Origin of the sequence: Massilia genomosp. 1, assembly GCF_011682185.1 — a bacterium.
GTDB lineage: Bacteria > Pseudomonadota > Gammaproteobacteria > Burkholderiales > Burkholderiaceae_D > Telluria_A > Telluria_A rubra.
Genome location: NZ_WHJF01000126.1, coordinates 1 through 17307, shown reverse-complemented (window position 1 = coordinate 17307; position 17307 = coordinate 1). Strand labels below are relative to the sequence as shown.

Here is a 17307-nt window from a genome sequence, read left to right as displayed (position 1 = left end):
TCATCGAGACTTGCCGCAAGCGGGCCGTTTCCTCCTGGGTCTACATCGCCACTGTGATCGCCGCCGCCAGAAAGGGCGTCGCCACACCCTCGCTGCCGCCGATTCCGTCCGGGACGTGAACGGTTACGCGGAACCTACCATGCTTTCAATTTCGATAAATATGGTTTTCTCTATTTGGCCGAGGCTCAGTATCGATTTAACCGGCGCTTCGATTTGTCGACCATCTTGACGCGCCTCTTGTACGCTGCTGTCGCCACGGGCAACCGAACCGAAGCGTGGTGTCGGTTAGCTGAAGATCAGCGCTAATCACCAATAATTTTCAGCCGGGTGCCGGATCGACCCGTTTCCACCACGCCTGGCCGGGCGCCGGGTTCTTCAGGTCGAGCGCCTGCCCCATTTCGGGGGTAGCCAGGCGCACCCCGCGCGCGCTGGCGAGCGCGGCGATGCGGTCGAAGGGTTCGTGCCAGGGATGCAGGCTCAGGTCGAAGGTGCCGTTATGCACCGGCATCAGCCATTTGCCCTTGAGGTCGAGGAAAGCTTGCAGCGTTTGTTCCGGCTGCATGTGTACGTCGGGCCACTGCTCGTCGTATGCGCCGGTCTCCACCATGGCCACGTCGAAGGGGCCGAACTTGTCGCCGATGGCCTTGAAACCGTCGAAATAGCCGGTGTCGCCGCTGAAAAAGACGCGCAAGTCCCGATGCTCGAACACCCACGATGCCCACAAGGTTGCGTTGCCGTCGGTGAGGCTGCGCCCGGAAAAATGCTGGGCCGGGGTGGCGATCAGGCGTACGTTGCCGACCTTGCGCTCTTGCCACCAGTCGAGCTCAGTCACCTTGGCGGCGTCGATGCCCCAGGCCACCAGGCGCTCGCCCACGCCCAGCGGGGTGAGGAAGTACACGGTCTTGGCGGCCAGCGCCAGCACCGATGCATGGTCGAGGTGATCGTAATGGTCGTGCGAAAGAATCACGGCCTTGAGCGGCGGCAGTTCCTCGATGCTGATCGGCGGCTGGTGAAAGCGCGCCGGGCCGGCCCACTGCACCGGCGACGCGCGCTTGGAAAACACCGGGTCGGTCAGGTAAAACGCATTGTCGAGCTTGAGCAGCAAGGTCGAATGGCCGAGGCGGAACAAGGTGTTGTCGGGCGCCGCCAGCAATTGCGCGCGGGTCAGCGCTTGCACCGGGATCGCGCCGCTCGGCACCGTATCCTTGTTCTTGCCCATCAAAAAGGTCCAAGTGAGACGCACAAGTTGCGCGGGACTCTGCTTGAACATGGGAACTGGATTGCGGAATTTGCCGTCGCTGAACTGGGGCGATGGATGCTGCGGCGCGGGGCTGCCGGCGAAGGTACATGAGGCCATGAGGAATGTCCCTATTAACAAAAGGCTGAGAAAAAGTCGGTGCACAGATGGTCCAATCAGAAATGTACACTACACAGTGTAGTTTCGTTTTTTGGAAAAGTAAACTGGTGGGTGTAAAATAGTGGCATGAACGCACCCCGCATCACCCCACCCCAGCGCCTGACCGACCGCAAACGCCTGGCCATCCTGACCGCCGCCGCCGAGCAATTCCGCAGCCTCGGCTTCGAAGCGAGCAGCATGGACAAGATCGCCGCCAATGCCGGCGTGTCGAAACGGACGGTGTACAACCACTTTCCCAGCAAGGATGAGTTATTCGCCGAGACCTTGGTGGCCTTGTTCGAGCGCAGCGCCGCCGAGCTGGACTTGCCTTATCGCAGCGACGCCAGCCTGCGCACGCAGTTGACTGAATTGATGACCATGAAAGTACGGGCGATGGCCGACCAGGATTTTCTCGACCTGGCGCGGGTGGCCATTGCCGAGGCCATGCACCAACCTGAGCGGGTGGGCGCCATCGTGACCCGTCTGGGCGAGCGCGAGGAAGGCGTGACGCGCTGGATCCGGGCGGCGCTGGCCGACGGCAAGCTCAAAGAATGCGACCCGGTTTTCGCCGCCACCTTGCTTCAAGGACAGGTCAAGGCGATGGCGTTCTGGCCGCAAGTGACCATGGGCGCGCCGCCGCTGGCGCAGGAATTGCACGGCGCCGTGGTCGACGCCGCCGTAAGCATGTTCCTGAGCTACTTCGCTCAGGCAAAACACGCCGCGTAGACGGGCGGCATGGTGGTCGAGACGGTGTGCCAGCTGTCGCCGGCGTTGTCCGACATCCACACCCCGCCGCTGGTGGAGGCCATCAGCAAGGTGGCGCCATCGTCGGCCACCGCCAGCCCGTGGCGGTACACCAGGTCGTAGCAATGCTGCTGCGGCAAGCCCGCGTTTGTTACCTTGAAACTGTTGCCGCCATCGTCAGTGCGGGTGACCGCGAGCGCGGCGCCGACCGGAATGCGGCGCTGGTCGGCCTCGGCCGGGGCGAACCAGGCGGTGCCGCCGTCACGCGGATGGGCGGCCACGGCAAAGCCGAAGTTCGACAGCGGCGCCTGCGTGATTTCGGTCCAGTGGCGGCCGTTGTCGGTGGAGCGCCAGATACCGTTATGGTGCTGGCACCACAGCACGTCCGGCTCGCCCCTCGAACGAACGATGCGGTGTGGATCTTGCACGGCTTCATTTTCGTTAAGCTCGGGCGGCATGTAATCGGCGCGCATGCCGGTGGCGCTGATGGTCCAGCTGGCCCCGCCATCTTCGGTGCGCCAGACGCCACCGCAGGAGACGCCGACCAGCACATGCTCGCTGTTGCGCGGATCGACGCAGATGCTGTGAATGCCGGGCACGTCGTAGCCGCCGCCGAACCATTCGGCGCGCTGGGGCACGTCCCACAGCGAACGCACCAGTTCCCACGAGGCGCCGCGGTCGCTTGACCGGAACAGGCCGCCAGGCAGGGTGCCGGCCCACAGCACGCCGGGCTGGTCGGCGCCGCCCGCTTCCAGCGACCAGATGAGTTTGTTCTTCCACTCGACCTTGTCCGTGCTCGCTTCGGGCTTGAGCGGATAGGCGGGCGCGGCGATTTCGGTCCAGACATCGCTGCCGGCATCCTTGCGGTGCAGCTTGACGCCGAAGTGGCCCAGGTTCAGCGCCGCATACACGGCGCCATCGCGCGGATCGGCCAGCGTGATCGAGACCGGCTCGCCGAGGAAGTGGCGGGGGCCGAACTCCCATCCCTCGTGGCCGCGCTGCAGTTCGAACAGGCCCTTGCGGGTGGAAAGATAGGCACGCGCATGCATGTTCAGCCTCCAGAAAGTGCTTGCAGGATGTAAACGGTGCTGTGGGGGGCGAGCGGGTCGTCGAGGCGGACGCGCTCGTCGCTGCGGCGGCCATCGATGAACACGGCGACGTTCTCGCGCAGGTGGTCCTGGTCGTCGAGCACATAGCCGCGCAGCAAAGGGTTGGCGGCGAAGGCGGCGTCGAGTCCGCCGCGCAGGGTGGCGGCGCTGGTGTCGACCTGCGGCACGGCGGTAAACCGGGCAAGCTGCTGGGTGAAAATGAGACGCGCCATGGCATCCGATCACGTGGCTGACGACGATGGGGATTGACATCAAGGGCGCTTAATTTTAGCGCGGATCGGCGTGGCTGTCGCGTGCGGGCCTAGAATGGAAGCGAGTCAACTTTCCGGAGACGAGCATGCCGATCAAACCTCACGAACTTGCCGCGCTGATGCACGAAGTCGAGCGGGAAGACCCCATCGATTTCGCCGACCTGCCCTTCGGCGAGGCCGAGCTGCGCGACCTGGTGGCGGCGCACCTGTGCGAGATGGCCGCCGCGATGGACAATTTCAGCACCGAAGACCGGCTGATGACCTTGCTGGCGGTGTCGGCCAAACTGGTGCTGGAAAACCTGGTGCTGCATCTGCAATTACTGCGCCAGCATGGTTTGCCGGTGAGCGACAGTGTCGAGGAACTGCTGAGCCGGCTGCGCAAGCAGGATGGGGGGTGAGCAGACGGGACGGGGCGAGGGAGCGGCCGCTATTGGGCCAATCGCGCGATGTTAAAATCGACCGGTTCCCCTTAGAAAGCCTGCATGCCGTCGATCAAAGCACTTCCGTTCATTTTTGCCGCGCTGCGCGGCACCAGCGCAGGCGCTGAAAATAGGGGCGCCGACGACGACAACGTGCTGCTGAACAAATGACCGGCGTCCACCCTGCCCTGCCGCTGCAGCTGCTGTTTCCCTGCGATCCATTCAACAAGCGCCTTGCCGACGAGGCCTATGGCGAGGAATACGACGCCGCGCGCGCGGCCGGATTCGCCTGTTCGCTGTTTTCCTTCGAAGATTTTGAAACTGGGCAATTGAAGGCGCAGCCGGCCCTTGCCGCCGGCGTCACCGTGCTGTACCGCGGCTGGATGCTGACGCCGGATGGCTACGCGCGCCTGCATCAGGCCATTGCCGGGCAGGACTGCGCGATGCTGACCAGTCCGGCCCAGTACCGCCATTGCCACTACTTGCCCGAGTGGTATCCGCTGTGCGAAGAATTGACCCCGGCAACGGTGATCGTCGCGCGCGACGCCGACTTTGCCGCCGCCGTGGAAGGCAAAAACTGGCCCGCCTATTTCGTGAAAGACTACGTGAAGTCGCTGACCATCCAGCGCGGCTCGGTGGCGGCCACGCCGCACGAGATTGCCGAGGTGGTGAGCTTGATCGAACGCTACCGGGGTGCAGTCGAAGGCGGCGTGTGCATCCGCAAATTTGAACAGTTGCAAGCCGACAGCGAGGAGCGCTATTTCGTGCTGCGCGGACAGGCATTCGGCCGCGATGGCAGCGCGCCGGCGCTGGTGCATGCACTGGCGCGCCGCATCGACAGCCCGTTTTTCTCGGTCGACGTGGTCAGGTCCAGCGACGGGACACTACGGCTGATCGAGCTGGGCGACGGCCAGGTATCGGACCGCAAACAGTGGCCGGTCGAGCGCTTCATGGCGATGCTCGACAGCAGGCCAGCCTGAACCGGAGAGCGCCGTTACGTGCCGCCGTCGACGGCGATGACGGGCGCCGCGCGGTACAGCTTGAGGAACTTGAACATCTTCGGCCATTCCTCGCGCGGACGGAAGACGATGGCCACTTCGCGGTTATCGAGCGCGGACTCGGTCAGCACGACATGGTCGGCCACCTGCTTCGCATTCTCGAACTCTTTGGCGTTGACGATGCAGACCGCCTTGAAGAACGGGCCGGCCAGCCACGCCTGGACCTCAGGCGTGTCCTTGAACTTCAGATAGCCGGCCAGCGACGCATGGGCCACGGCCACCATCGCGAAACCAAGCGGCACATCGTCGCGCACCAGGATATACATTTTCATCGTTACGGCTACTCACAAAGCGGATTGGAAAATACTGCCCACGCCGGGTGTCATGCACCACACCCTGCGCGTGCAGTATCTGCGCCGCCGCTTACTGCGTGATATGCATGTCGAAACGGGCGCCGCTGGAAAACACGCAGGTGCCTGAGCCCATTTCGGCGCGGGTCATCACGTAATCGCAGCGCACATAGCCGCCACGGTTGCCGGAAGCGTTGGCCACGCCCTTGGCCGCGCCCGGATCGCGCGTGGCCTCGCCGGAAAACGCTTCGCCGCCGGCCGCGAACGAGAATTCGCCATGGCCGCGTTCAGGATTGCTGATGGTACCGGAAATGCGGCCCATGCGCGATGCCTCGTCGTTGGAGGGATACAGGCGCGCCGTGTAAATCGGGCGAATGGCCGGCACCGGCACGATGGCGACACCGCCGCCGTTGTTGTTGTAGTTGCCGTTGCCGCGCGGCGGATATTGATCGATCGGAACGACGTAGCATGCCGACAGCAGGCTCGATACCGCTACCAACGCCAGAATATGTTTTGCCTTGACCATGTTACCAATCTCCTGAGTAAAAACGCACTGCAACACGTCCTTGCAGCGTCATCCAGTCTGGCTGACGCACTGCAAGGTCGAATGAGTCGCAGTATAGGTAACAAGGTTTCAAAAAAGGAAATATCACGCACGGTAGCGCGGATTGATACCGTTCGTGGATAAACTCGACACTTCGGGCCGTTCGGCCGCGCGGGAAGGAAGGCCTTGACAGCGCCAAGAACTTGGGCCCCCGCCTTCGCGGGGGTGACGGTGGAGCGGGCGCCGGATGGCGCGGCGATGGACCGGCTGCGTGCGCGTCAATCCAGGCCAACCCAGCCATTCTCATAGCTGAACAAACTGTCAGGGCAAAAACGCAACAGTTACTAATAATACTTTTTTGGGCCGCTTGCACGTCATTACAATGAGGATTCAGGCCCGACTTATGCGGCCTTTTCCGGAACGCGGCACGGCCTGCGCCGTCGCATCCGGACGCCTCCGGGTGCGCTCCTCCCGCGAACGACCAGCCCTGTCATGGACACATAAAAATAACAACACGCATTTCTCTAATAGTTAGTTAAGTTGTAACGAACTTTGCTACTTCGCAAGGAAAGAGTGTATATTCCTAAGAATATAGTTCCGATCATTATTTATTGCTCGGCGACAGCTGTCGCGTGTAGGCCAAAACCCCTTGGCCGGCGTTAAGGGGATGGCCCTTGACGGGCGCTGGCAGAGTGCGCGGCGCCTGCGGGAGAGCCGCGGCGCAGCCCGCATGTGCCAGGACCCTGCAACGACAGGGCGCACGTTTGTTTTCAAGTTGTAAATTATGCAGGCGTAATTATGTTGTTATAATAACAAAATACATTTTAAACAGGGAATCCCAGATGGAAGCAGCAGCAAAAGTAGTGGCCGTCGTTGGCCTCGGTTACGTCGGCCTGCCATTGGCTGTCGAATTCGGCAAGAAACGCACGACCATTGGTTTCGACCTGTCGACCAGCAAGATCGACAGCTATCAGCGCTTCATCGACCCTACCGGCGAACTGAGCAGTGAAGAGTTGCGCGCCGCGCAGCACCTGACCGTCAGCGCCGACCCCGCCGCCATCGCCGGCGCCGACTACATCGTGGTGGCCGTGCCGACCCCGGTCGACAGCGCCCACAATCCCGACTTCACCCCGCTCGCGGGCGCCAGCAAGACCGTCGGCCTGCATATGAAGAAGGGCGCGATCGTCATTTTCGAGTCCACCGTGTATCCGGGCGCGACCGAGGAAGTCTGCATTCCGATCCTCGAACAGCATTCGGGCCTGACGTGGATGGACGACTTCCACGTCGGCTTCTCGCCGGAACGCATCAATCCGGGCGATAAGGAACACACCCTCACCACCATCCTGAAAGTGGTGTCGGGCGACGATGAAGCGACCCTCGACGAAGTGGCCAGGCTGTACGAATCGATCATCACGGCCGGCGTGTATCGGGCATCCTCCGTCAAAGTGGCGGAAGCGGCCAAGGTCATCGAGAACACCCAGCGCGACTTGAATATCGCGCTGATGAACGAACTTGCCATCATTTTCGATAAAATTGGCATCGATACCCTGGAAGTGCTGAAAGCGGCGGGAACCAAGTGGAATTTCCTGCCGTTCCGCCCGGGCCTGGTGGGCGGGCATTGCATCGGCGTCGATCCGTATTACCTGACGCACAAGGCGGAAATGATCGGCTACCACCCGCAAGTGATCCTGGCCGGACGCCGCATCAACGATGGCATGGCCAAATTCGTGGCCGAAAAGACCGTCAAGGCCATGATTGCCGCCGGTTTCAACGTCAAGGGCGCGAAAGTGAACGTGATTGGCCTCACGTTCAAGGAAAACTGCCCGGACCTGCGCAATTCGAAGGTGGCCGATATCATCACCGAACTGGCAAGCTACGGCGTGCAGGTGCATGTGCATGATCCGGTGGCCGACGCCGCCGAAGCCATGCACGAGTACGGAGTCAAGCTCGACAGCTGGGAACAGTTGCCGCAGGCTGACGCCATCATCGCGGCGGTCTCGCACAGGCAATTGCTGGCGCGCCCGCTGTCCGACCTCCAGGCCAAACTCAACAAGGGCGGCTGCTTCATGGATGTCAAATCGCTGTTCGACCAGGACGCCTTGCGCGCCGCCGGGTTTTCCGTCTGGCGCCTGTAGTGGCCTTCGGGAAGCGCCCGCTGGCGCTTCCCCGTATGCAACATGAATAAAAAACTGGAGTCTGTCGTGGGTAAATTTATCGAGGTTCAACAGCACTTGCGCGTACACCGCAGCCACTGGCTGGTTACGGGCGCGGCCGGTTTCATCGGGTCGAACCTGGTCGAAGCGTTGCTGCGCCTCGGCCAGAAGGTCACCGGCCTCGACAACTTCGCCACCGGCCACCAGCACAACCTGGACCAGGTGCGCGAGCTGGTCGGCAGCGCCGCCTGGGCCAACTTCACCTTTATCCGCGGCGACATCCGCACCCCAAGCGACTGCGCCAAGGCCGTGGCCGGCGCCGACTATGTGCTGCACGAAGCGGCGCTCGGCTCGGTGTCGCGCTCGATGGAAGACCCGATCACCACCAACGACACCAACGTCACCGGTTTCCTGAACATGCTGGTGGCCGCGCGCGACGCCAAGGTGAAACGCTTCGTGTACGCCGCCTCCAGCTCGACCTACGGCGACCATCCGGCCCTGCCCAAGGTCGAAGACGAGATCGGCAGCCCGCTGTCGCCGTACGCCATCACCAAGTATGTCAACGAACTGTACGCCGACGTGTTCGGGCGCTGCTACGGCACCCAGACCATCGGCCTGCGCTACTTTAATGTGTTCGGCCCGCGCCAGGACCCGGATGGCGCCTATGCCGCCGTGATCCCGCAATGGATTGCCGCGCTGATCAAGAACAAGCCCCTGTTCATCAATGGCGACGGCGAAACCAGCCGCGACTTCTGCTACATCGACAATGTGGTGCAGGCCAACTTGCTGGCCGCCCTGGCCGACGACCCGGAAGCAAGCAACCAGGTCTATAACGTCGCGCTCAACGAGCGCACCAGCCTGAACCAGCTGCACGCGATGATGTGCGACTTGCTGGCAGAACAGTTTCCGCACGTGCGCGACCATCAGCCGCAGTACGCGCCTTTCCGCGCCGGCGATGTGCGTCACTCGCAGGCCGATATTTCCAAAGCGATCAAGTTGCTCGGCTTTGCCCCCACCCACCGGATCGGCGAGGGCATGCAACAAGCCATGGCGTGGTACATCCGGAATTTGACTTATAACAATTAAAAGCGTTGCGGCGGAGGCAGCACAGTGCCCGCCATGCAAGGCCTCTTATCCTGTCCAGGGGTGGAAAAATGCTTCGGATTTCTAATCACTATGTCTCACGCGTCGTGTTCGTGCTGCTGTTTGTCGAAGTGCTGATCCTGATCGGCTCGGCGTACGCGGGCGCGGCGCTGCGCGTGTATGAAGACGGCAAGACCTCGCTGCCGCCGCACCTGGACAATTTCCTGATTTCGGCGATCGCCTACGCCATCGCCATCGTGTTCAGCATGAGCGCGCTCGGCATGTACCAGCTGAACCTGACCGAAGGCTTGCGCAATCCCTTCTTCCAGAAGCTGCTGCCCTCGTTCGCGATGGGCTTTTGCATCCTGACACTGCTGTTCTATGTGGTGCCGAACCTGTACTTCGGACGCGGCATCATGTTGCTGGTGTTTATGATCGGGGCCGCCGGCATCTTTGTGGCGCGCACGATTTTCCTCAAGACATCCGAAGCGCGCAAATTCGAATCGCGCATCCTGTTCGTCGGCGGCGGCGCCCTGGCCAACGAATGCCGCGAACTGGCCAACCGCGACCAGGTCTACCACCGCTACGAAATCGCCGGTTTCATCGCCATGCCGTCCGAAGATTCGCGCGTGCCGGCCTCGGCCCTGCTGGAAGTGCGCGGCGGCGAATCGCTGCTGACCCTGGCGCGCCGCCATGATGTCGAGGAAATCGTGGTCTCGGTGGAAAACCGCCGCGGCGGCGCCTTCCCGATCAAGGATTTGCTTGAGTGCAAACTGTACGGCGTCAAGGTCATCGACGCCGCCACCTTCTTCGAGCGCGAAACGAGCCAGATCCGGGTCGACTCCTTGCAGCCGAGCTGGCTGGTATTCGGCGGCGGCTTCGACCAGAGTTTTATCCGCATCTTCGTCAAGCGCACCTTCGACCTGGTGGTCAGCGGCACCTTGCTGGTGGTATCGCTGCCGGTGATGTTCCTGACCGCGCTGGCGATCTACATCGAAGACCGCGCCCCGATCTTTTACCAGCAGGAACGGGTCGGCACGAATGGCGAGACCTTCAAGGTGCTCAAGTTCCGCAGCATGTTCAACGATGCCGAAAAGGGCGGCAAGCCGCAATGGGCGGCCCAGAACGATCCGCGCATCACGCGCGTGGGCAACTTCATCCGCAAATGCCGCATTGATGAATTGCCGCAGATCCTCAACGTGTTCAAGGGCGAAATGAGTTTTGTCGGTCCGCGCCCGGAGCGGCCGTACTTCGTCGAGCAGTTGAACGAGCAGGTTCCCTACTACAACGTACGCCACAGCATCAAGCCCGGCATCACCGGCTGGGCCCAGGTCCGCTACGGTTACGGCGCATCTGTGGATGACGCGGTGCAAAAGCTCCAGTATGATCTGTATTATGTGAAAAACAACAGCCTGTTCCTCGACCTGCTGATCCTGATCGACACCCTCAAGGTGGTCATGGGCAGTCACGGGCGTTGACTGCGGCCTCCACCCTGGGTCCCCCCTTGGGGCGGGCGCCGGCGCCGGCCGCGCCCGGCAATGCGTTTCCCAACGCGATCCACACCCGAGAGACAAGCGGACCGGAATGCTGACCAACATCGCCACCATGAGCTATTCCATTGCCGCGCTCGCGTTTGCGCTGCTCGGCGCCCTGCTGCTGACGCGCTGGCGCAGCCGCCAGCATGCGTCGGTGCTGGCCTGCGCCTGCGCGCTGACCATGCTGTGGGGCGGCGCGCTGGCGGCCCAGGCCGGGGGCACGCTGAGCCAGGCCTGGGCCGGCGAACTGCTGGAAGTGGCGCGCAATGGCGCCTGGACCGTGGTGCTGCTGTCGCTGCTAGGCCACTTCGAAGGCACCAGCTGGCGCCAGCTGCGCCGCACCCCGGCCCTGCCGGCCATCGCCCTGCTCTACCTGATGGTGCTTGGCGACAAGATCATGAGCGAATTCATGCCGGCCGTGCTCGGCCACCAAAGCGGCATCGTGGGCGTGATGGCGCGCATCGGCATGGCCGTGCTCGGCATGCTGCTGGTCGAACAGTTGTACCGCAACAAGCCGGTGCAGGAACGCTGGGCCATCAAATTCGCTTGCCTCGGCATCGGCGGCATCTTCGTCTTCGATTTCTATCTGTACAGCAACGCCCTGCTGATGCGCCAGGTCAATCCCGAAATCTGGTCCGCGCGCGGCGTGGTCGACGCCCTGACCGCACCCCTGATCGCGGTGTCGGTGGCGCGCAGCGCGTCGTGGTCCTCGCACATCGCGGTCTCGCGCCGCCTGCTGTTCCATTCGGCCGCCCTGTTCGGCTCGGCCGCTTACCTGCTGGCCATGGGCGCGGCCGGCTATTATCTGCGCTACTTCGGCGGCCAGTGGGGCTCGCTGATGCAGATGGCCTTCCTGTTCGGCGCCCTGGTGCTGCTGGCCGGCATTTTGTTCTCGGGCACTTTCCGCTCCTGGCTGAAAGTATTCATCAGCAAGCATTTCTACAGCTACAACTACGACTACCGCGAAGAATGGCTGCGTTTTACGCGCACCCTGTCCGAAGCCGGTCCCAAGCTGGGCGAGCGTACCTTGCAAGCGGTGGGCGAGCTGGTCGAAAGTTCCGGCGGCATGCTGTGGATCCGGCGCGAAGCGGGCCTGTGCGAACCGGTGGCCAACTGGCACATGCCGGAGCTGGCCCCCTCCGAGCCGGACGGGTCGGCCTTCTGCCGCTTCCTGGAATCGCGCCAGTGGGTGGTCGACCTGCAGGAGTTCACGGCGGACCCGGATAAATACGAAGGCCTGGTGCTGCCCGATTGGCTGGGTAAATTTCCGCGCGGACGGCTGGTGGTGCCGCTGATGCTGCAAGGGCGCCTGTTCGGCTTCATGCTGCTGTTGCAGCCGCGCAGCGCGATCACCCTGAACTGGGAAGTGATCGACCTGCTCAAGATCGCCGGCAGCCAGGCCGCCAGCTACCTGGCCCAGCATGAAGCGGCCAGCGCCCTGATGCTGGCGCGCCAGTTCGAATCGTTCAACCGCATGTCGACCTTCGTGGTACACGACTTGAAAAACCTGGTCTCGCAACTGGGCCTCTTGATTCCGAATGCCGAAAAGCACAAAGACAACCCCGAATTCCAGCGCGACATGCTCGAAACCGTGACCCTGTCGGTGCAAAAAATGCGCCTGATGCTGCAAAAGCTCAGCCGCAGCGCCTCGCAAGAGCGCCCGGCTCCGCTGTCGATCGAAAAACTGCTGGCCCAGGCGGTGGCCAACAAGGCCGCCTTCGAGCCGCGTCCCTTGCTCACGATTAGCGAAGCGCGCCTGCGCGTGGTGGCCGACTGGGAACGACTGGAACGGGTGGTGGGCCACCTGATCCAGAACGCCATCGAAGCCACGCCCAAGGAAGGCCAGGTGGCAATCACGCTCAGCCGTGCGGGCGATTCGGTTATCATCGAGATCCGCGACACCGGCGAAGGCATGAGCGAAGAATTCATCCGCGAGCGCCTGTACAAGCCGTTCGAATCGACCAAATCGGCCGGCATGGGGATTGGCGCTTTTGAGAGCCGCGAATACATTCACGAGCTCGGCGGCAACCTGGCGGTCAGCAGCACGCCGCCGCAAGGCACCACGTTCAGAATCACCCTGCCGCTTTGCCAGCAGGACACTCAAACTGTCGATAAAGCCGCATGACGGCCAGAGGATCGCTGTGACCCAAAACAAAATGAAGATGCTCATCATCGAAGACGACCCCGGCCTGCAAAAGCAGTTGCGCTGGTGCTTCGACGCCTACGAGGTGGTGGTGGCGGGCGACCGCGACGCCGCACTGGCTCAGGTGCGCCGTCACGAGCCGGCGGTGGTGACCATGGACCTGGGCTTGCCGCCCGATCCGGACGGCGCCACCGAAGGGCTGGCCACCCTGCGCCAGATCCTGGCGCTGGCGCCGGACACCAAAGTCATCGTCCTGACCGGGAACCAGAATCACGCGCACGCGGTCGAAGCGATTGGCTTGGGAGCGTACGACTTCCACCAGAAGCCGTTCGACCCCGAAATGCTGGGGCTGGTGGTGCAGCGCGCCTTCTACCTGCACGCCTTGCAGCAGGAAAACCGTCGCATGCGCCAGTCGCAGGTTGATTCGCCGCTGAGCGGCGTGATCAGCCGCGACGCCGGCATGCAGCGCGTGTGCCGCAATATCGAAAAAGTGGCGCCGACGTCGGCGTCGGTGATGGTGCTGGGCGAAAGCGGGACCGGCAAGGAAGTGCTGGCGCGCGCGCTGCACCAGTTGAGTCCGCGCGCCAACCAGCGCTTCATGGCGATCAACTGCGCGGCGATTCCCGAGAACTTGCTCGAAAGCGAATTGTTCGGCTACGAAAAAGGCGCGTTCACGGGCGCGGCCAAGCAGACCAAGGGCAAAGTCGAGCTGGCGCATGGCGGCACCTTCTTCCTCGATGAAGTGGGCGACTTGCCGATGTCGCTGCAAGCCAAATTGCTACGCTTTTTGCAGGAGCGCGTGATCGAGCGCGTCGGCGGGCACGAAGAGATTGCGGTCGATGTGCGCATCGTCTGCGCGACACACCAGAATTTAAAGGCGCTGTCGGCCAACGGACGCTTCCGCGAGGACTTGTATTACCGCCTGTCGGAAATCGTGGTCACCATTCCGCCGCTGCGCGACCGGGTCGGCGACGCGGCCTTGCTGGCGCACCATTTCAAGAACAAGTTCTGCGCGCTGGAATCGCGGCCGACCTTGCATTTCAGCCAGGAAGCGATTGGCGTGATCGAAAGCTATCCGTGGCCGGGCAATGTGCGCGAGATGGAAAACTGCATCAAGCGCGCGATCATCATGGCGGACGGGCCGCAGATCACGGCGGACGATCTGGGCTTGTCGGCCTCGGCGGAACCGGAGCAACCGATCAACCTGCGCCAGGTGCGCGACGAGGCTGAGTATGCGGCCATCGTCAAGGCGCTGGCGCGGGTCGACGGGAATATTGTGCGCGCTGCGGAGTTGCTGGGGATTAGCCGGCCGACCTTGTACGATCTGATGGGCCGGCACGCGATCAAGTCGGCGGCGGCTGGCGGCGCTTAAGGTCGGCTCATGGGGCTCAGGAGGCGCTGGCTGCTGACGCGGCGCCAGCCAGTTTGGCCTTGCGACCTTTTTGCCGCGACAGGGCGGTAGCGCCTTGCACCAGCCAGTACAGCGCAAGGGCCAGGGCGACCCAGGCGAACGCATTGCCCGGGCTCCCGGCCAGCATGGCGGCGGAACCCAGTCCAAAGAACAGGCCGGCGCCAAGGTCCACCAGCGGGTGGGTCAGGAACAGGCTGAGCAGTTCGGAAATGGCTTTCGCTGCCAGCAGGCAGAGGAATATAGTAGACAGGGTCATTGGTGGAATTGTCGAATGATGACGATGATTCTGAAGGGTGACTGCTCAATTCTGGTTCACAGCGCCCAGGCAGCGCTGCCGGCCTCCCCCCGTCAAAGGGCCAGGCGATGAACTGGCCAGACATGGCAACGGATTTGACAAGCCCCTTGGGCTCGTCCCACCCTTATTCCTGACCGTACGATGAACGAAGCGCCGCGACGGCTTTTTGAATGGCTGCCCGCACAGCTGGCCTGTCGATCATCTCGCCACAGTGCAGTACAGGCAACACCTTGCCCTTTTGCGGCTCTGACTCGTCACGCATCACAGCCACCCCACTCGCTGCGTTTTCCCGTTTGACCTGCTCTGCGATCTCTGCCATGGCATCAAGATCGCCTTTCATCCGCTGCACAATCACGGACGCCCAGGCATCGCCTTGATCCTTGGTAAAAGCATCCGCCTGATAAGTCATGCAGCTCGCTATTGCATAGCCTTCGACGTCGCGCTGTACTGCAGGCCGTGGCGCGCCCGCCGTATTCACGCTGGAGGCGCAGCCGGCAAGCGCCAGCCCCCATGCGATGCAGGCCATGCGCATCATGCAAGTTCCCAAAATTCGCCCTTTGACGTTTTAACGTCAGGATTAGCCGGGTTGACATAGCTTGAATAATCATCGTGGCCTGGCTCACGATAGTTCGATCCATTCCACAGAGCGATATGTCCGGTAGCACCGGTCCAATTGACGCTGAAGGCGATAATACCTTTGCGGTTCTTGAACTCGTCGTCATAGGGACTCATGTTATCCACGCTTGGTTTGCCCAGGACTTTGAGCAGGTAATTTCTGAAGTCGGCCACGCCATAGATAATTCGCGAACCGTCGCTTGTACCCAGCGTGCGCGCGTTGACTGCATTCGCCATTGCTGTGCTGATAGGAGCACCGGCTTTGTTGAAGGCCACGCTCAAGCGACTGGCACACGCATTTCCGTTAGGCCCGAAACCAGGCGAATTTATGTTTTTCTCAGCGGCGCCGCCGAGCATGGTGTACAAGTCTTTCATCGTCTTATATTGGACATGGTCTGGAAACTCCAGCCATAGCCTCTGAAAATTTGGCTTTATCACGAAATACCTTTCTTTGTCACTTAATTAATCATTAAATTCCATAGAACCATTCCCATTTCGCGCCAAGCTGCCTTCGCACCGACAGCGCCGCCGCTCGAACCAATATAGACATCATGCAGGGCATTGTCAACTTGCCATTGTAGAAATTCAGATAAAATTCTGCCCGTGCATTTCTCCGCTATAACAGATAAGAAAGAAACCCGCACAGGAGAGAAATTGACTTTGCGAATGGAGCCAATTGCAAAACGATTTTCCTGAACTGGCCGGCCTCACGAAAGCGCGATTTCCCATCGCGTTTTCGTGATGCCGGACGAATTCTGGTCGATTATGGTGGCGGAATCATGGTCAATCTCATTCTGAAGGCGTGGGGATACCGTACCTGAAACATTCGGGGCGGAATCGGGGTTGAGTTAAGCGGTTTGGTCGGGACATCGTCGAAGTCGCATCAGCTGGTCAGCACCGAGAGCGAGCAGCCCAAACATCAAATGGCTCATGACTTTGGCATGTCCTTTGACCATGATGTGGCGGCCGCCGAATTCGTCCTTGAGGCGCGCGTTGGTCCGTTCGGCCACGGTGCGTTCACGGTAGCGAACTTCATCGGCAGGCTCGAAGTGTTCCTTCTCGCCGCCACGCGGATTGTGGTCGATCAGGGGAACATGTCCCAGTTCGCGACAGTGGTCGTGCAACTCTCTGCTGCAGTAGGCAGCGTCCATCACATCGTACAAATTGGTGACCCGTTGCTTCGTGATCCGCTGCAGGCCGTTCACGCGCGGCAATGGCCGTGCCATCGCGGCTGATGTGCCCGATCAACTGGTCGCCCAGGTGTTCCTTGATCATGGCTTCGTAGGCGCGCTCGACCAGATGCGCGTCTGCGAATTGAACAAACGCCCGCGAAAACGTCGCCTCCGAGGGCTAGCTATGCGAACGACATAAATCCGCAAATGCGCCGCAAGGTCTTGTCCATGGTCAGGCGCTCGACCAAGCCGACGGTGGTGGTGATGCCCAGCACCGCCTTGGCCACGAATGCATTCGCCAGCCACGCCCGTACATGTGGCGGCCGGCCAATTCCGTCCCAGGAATCGTCAGCGAACTCCTCGATACGCGCCCACTCCAGAACGTAGATAACGCGCTCAAGTTTCGGCGTCACGACGCCAACCTCGGCACGCAATTCCGGCAGCACATCAATATTGGACCGCCTTTCAACGTTGCATGATCAGAGCGGGTCGGGTAGCATTCATAGTGTAGGCGTTTTGATTGAGCGTTAGAAACTAAATCATGCCAGAAATGGGCGCCCACTCCCACCTTTTCGCTTGCGCTGCCAAGCAATTTTCATCCGTTCTGCTAGTTTTGCAAGAGCCTCAATTGAACTGTCTAAGAGCCTCATTATTTCAATAAGCCTTCGACTTATCTCTGCGGCGACGTGAGTTTTCATCTCGATCTCTCCTATTTTTCCCCAGCTGATGGAGACTTACATCCTGCATCTCTCATACATTTATTGAGAAAATTGGTAAAGTCTCCTGGGTAGAGGGTCAGTTCCATAGGCACTCAGCACTGACCTCGTGCCACGCGCTTGGTTGGATTGCGTGTTCTGTTCGTATGCGAATGTCGGCACTGACCCCGTGCCCCTCTGACCCCGTGCCCCTGACACAGAGCGATATGCCCGGTAGCACCGGCCCAATTTACGCTAAAGGCGATAAGTAACTGTTTAGCCTGAGCGAGCACGTGCCAGAGTTGTTCGTTTCTTGAAATCGGTCCATGATGCTGATCATGACAAAACTGCGCCCCCTTCCAGATCTTTCCAAGCTTTCCGCCGCGGAAAAGGA

At 61.3% G+C, this 17307-nt stretch carries 16 protein-coding genes and 2 pseudogenes; 9 read left to right on the top strand and 9 right to left on the bottom strand.

The genetic code is table 11. The annotated features are described in order from the left end of the window. Positions 1-123: 123 nt before the first annotated feature. A pseudogene (locus F1735_RS29295) lies at positions 124-306 on the top strand (IS1595 family transposase); the annotation flags it as partial. Between the two features lie 13 nt (positions 307-319). Here the strand turns inward: F1735_RS29295 and F1735_RS29290 are convergent. Next, on the bottom strand, positions 320-1357 hold the full coding sequence (locus tag F1735_RS29290) for an MBL fold metallo-hydrolase (protein WP_187364392.1): 1038 nt from the start codon (positions 1355-1357) through the stop codon (positions 320-322). 126 nt (positions 1358-1483) lie between these two features. Here F1735_RS29290 and F1735_RS29285 point away from each other — a divergent pair, with 126 nt between their 5' ends. Then, positions 1484-2122: a TetR/AcrR family transcriptional regulator gene (locus F1735_RS29285; RefSeq protein ID WP_187364391.1), complete on the top strand. Its 639-nt coding sequence runs from the start codon at positions 1484-1486 to the stop codon at positions 2120-2122. Here the strand turns inward: F1735_RS29285 and F1735_RS29280 are convergent. Beyond that, entirely contained in the window at positions 2101-3189 is a 1089-nt protein-coding gene (locus tag F1735_RS29280; RefSeq protein WP_167240198.1) for a WD40/YVTN/BNR-like repeat-containing protein, read from the bottom strand. The two genes, F1735_RS29285 and F1735_RS29280, sit on opposite strands and share 22 nt — an antisense overlap. A 2-nt stretch (positions 3190-3191) precedes the next feature. Further along, a complete protein-coding gene (locus F1735_RS29275; RefSeq protein ID WP_167240197.1) occupies positions 3192-3461 on the bottom strand; it encodes a MoaD/ThiS family protein in 270 nt (89 codons plus the stop codon). A 125-nt stretch (positions 3462-3586) separates the two neighbouring features. On the opposite strand from F1735_RS29275, the gene F1735_RS29270 reads away from it, so the two are divergent. Beyond that, a complete protein-coding gene (locus tag F1735_RS29270; protein WP_167240196.1) occupies positions 3587-3898 on the top strand; it encodes a hypothetical protein in 312 nt (103 codons plus the stop codon). Positions 3899-4086: 188 nt separating this feature from the next. Then, entirely contained in the window at positions 4087-4899 is an 813-nt protein-coding gene (locus F1735_RS29265; protein WP_167240195.1) for an ATP-grasp domain-containing protein, read from the top strand. 14 nt (positions 4900-4913) lie between these two features. On the opposite strand, the gene F1735_RS29260 is transcribed toward F1735_RS29265, so the two are convergent. Then, a complete protein-coding gene (locus F1735_RS29260) occupies positions 4914-5249 on the bottom strand; it encodes a hypothetical protein (protein WP_167240194.1) in 336 nt (111 codons plus the stop codon). 91 nt (positions 5250-5340) lie between these two features. Continuing rightward, entirely contained in the window at positions 5341-5793 is a 453-nt protein-coding gene (locus F1735_RS29255) for a hypothetical protein (protein WP_167225586.1), read from the bottom strand. A gap of 860 nt (positions 5794-6653) precedes the next feature. On the opposite strand from F1735_RS29255, the gene F1735_RS29250 reads away from it, so the two are divergent. The 5 genes from F1735_RS29250 to prsR all read left to right on the top strand — a co-directional run bounded on the left by F1735_RS29250 (position 6654) and on the right by prsR (position 14097). Further along, positions 6654-7946 carry a nucleotide sugar dehydrogenase gene (locus F1735_RS29250; protein ID WP_167240193.1) on the top strand — a complete coding sequence of 431 codons (1293 nt, stop codon included), beginning with the start codon at positions 6654-6656 and terminating at the stop codon, positions 7944-7946. A 66-nt stretch (positions 7947-8012) separates the two neighbouring features. Further along, positions 8013-9050 carry an SDR family oxidoreductase gene (locus tag F1735_RS29245; protein WP_373888598.1) on the top strand — a complete coding sequence of 346 codons (1038 nt, stop codon included), beginning with the start codon at positions 8013-8015 and terminating at the stop codon, positions 9048-9050. A 68-nt stretch (positions 9051-9118) separates the two neighbouring features. Next, positions 9119-10525, top strand: a complete 1407-nt coding sequence (locus F1735_RS29240) for a TIGR03013 family XrtA/PEP-CTERM system glycosyltransferase (RefSeq protein WP_167240191.1) — start codon at positions 9119-9121, stop codon at positions 10523-10525. 106 nt (positions 10526-10631) lie between these two features. Next, positions 10632-12707: an XrtA/PEP-CTERM system histidine kinase PrsK gene (gene prsK, locus F1735_RS29235; RefSeq protein WP_167240190.1), complete on the top strand. Its 2076-nt coding sequence runs from the start codon at positions 10632-10634 to the stop codon at positions 12705-12707. Between the two features lie 16 nt (positions 12708-12723). Then, positions 12724-14097 (top strand): PEP-CTERM-box response regulator transcription factor, encoded by a 1374-nt coding sequence (prsR, locus tag F1735_RS29230; RefSeq protein ID WP_167240189.1) that lies wholly within the window; start codon positions 12724-12726, stop codon positions 14095-14097. A gap of 16 nt (positions 14098-14113) precedes the next feature. Here prsR and F1735_RS29225 read toward each other — a convergent pair whose 3' ends face one another. The 4 genes and pseudogenes from F1735_RS29225 to F1735_RS29210 all read right to left on the bottom strand — a co-directional run bounded on the left by F1735_RS29225 (position 14114) and on the right by F1735_RS29210 (position 16722). After that, positions 14114-14392, bottom strand: a complete 279-nt coding sequence (locus F1735_RS29225; RefSeq protein WP_167225579.1) for a hypothetical protein — start codon at positions 14390-14392, stop codon at positions 14114-14116. 163 nt (positions 14393-14555) lie between these two features. Continuing rightward, the gene (locus F1735_RS29220; RefSeq protein ID WP_229506020.1) at positions 14556-14966 is read right to left on the bottom strand and encodes a hypothetical protein; all 411 of its coding nucleotides are present in this window, start codon (positions 14964-14966) and stop codon (positions 14556-14558) included. After that, positions 14963-15421: a T6SS effector amidase Tae4 family protein gene (locus F1735_RS29215; protein WP_167240188.1), complete on the bottom strand. Its 459-nt coding sequence runs from the start codon at positions 15419-15421 to the stop codon at positions 14963-14965. Before F1735_RS29215 ends, F1735_RS29220 begins: the two co-directional genes overlap by 4 nt. A 473-nt stretch (positions 15422-15894) precedes the next feature. Then, positions 15895-16722, bottom strand: a pseudogene (locus tag F1735_RS29210) (transposase). Positions 16723-17307 lie beyond the last annotated feature (585 nt).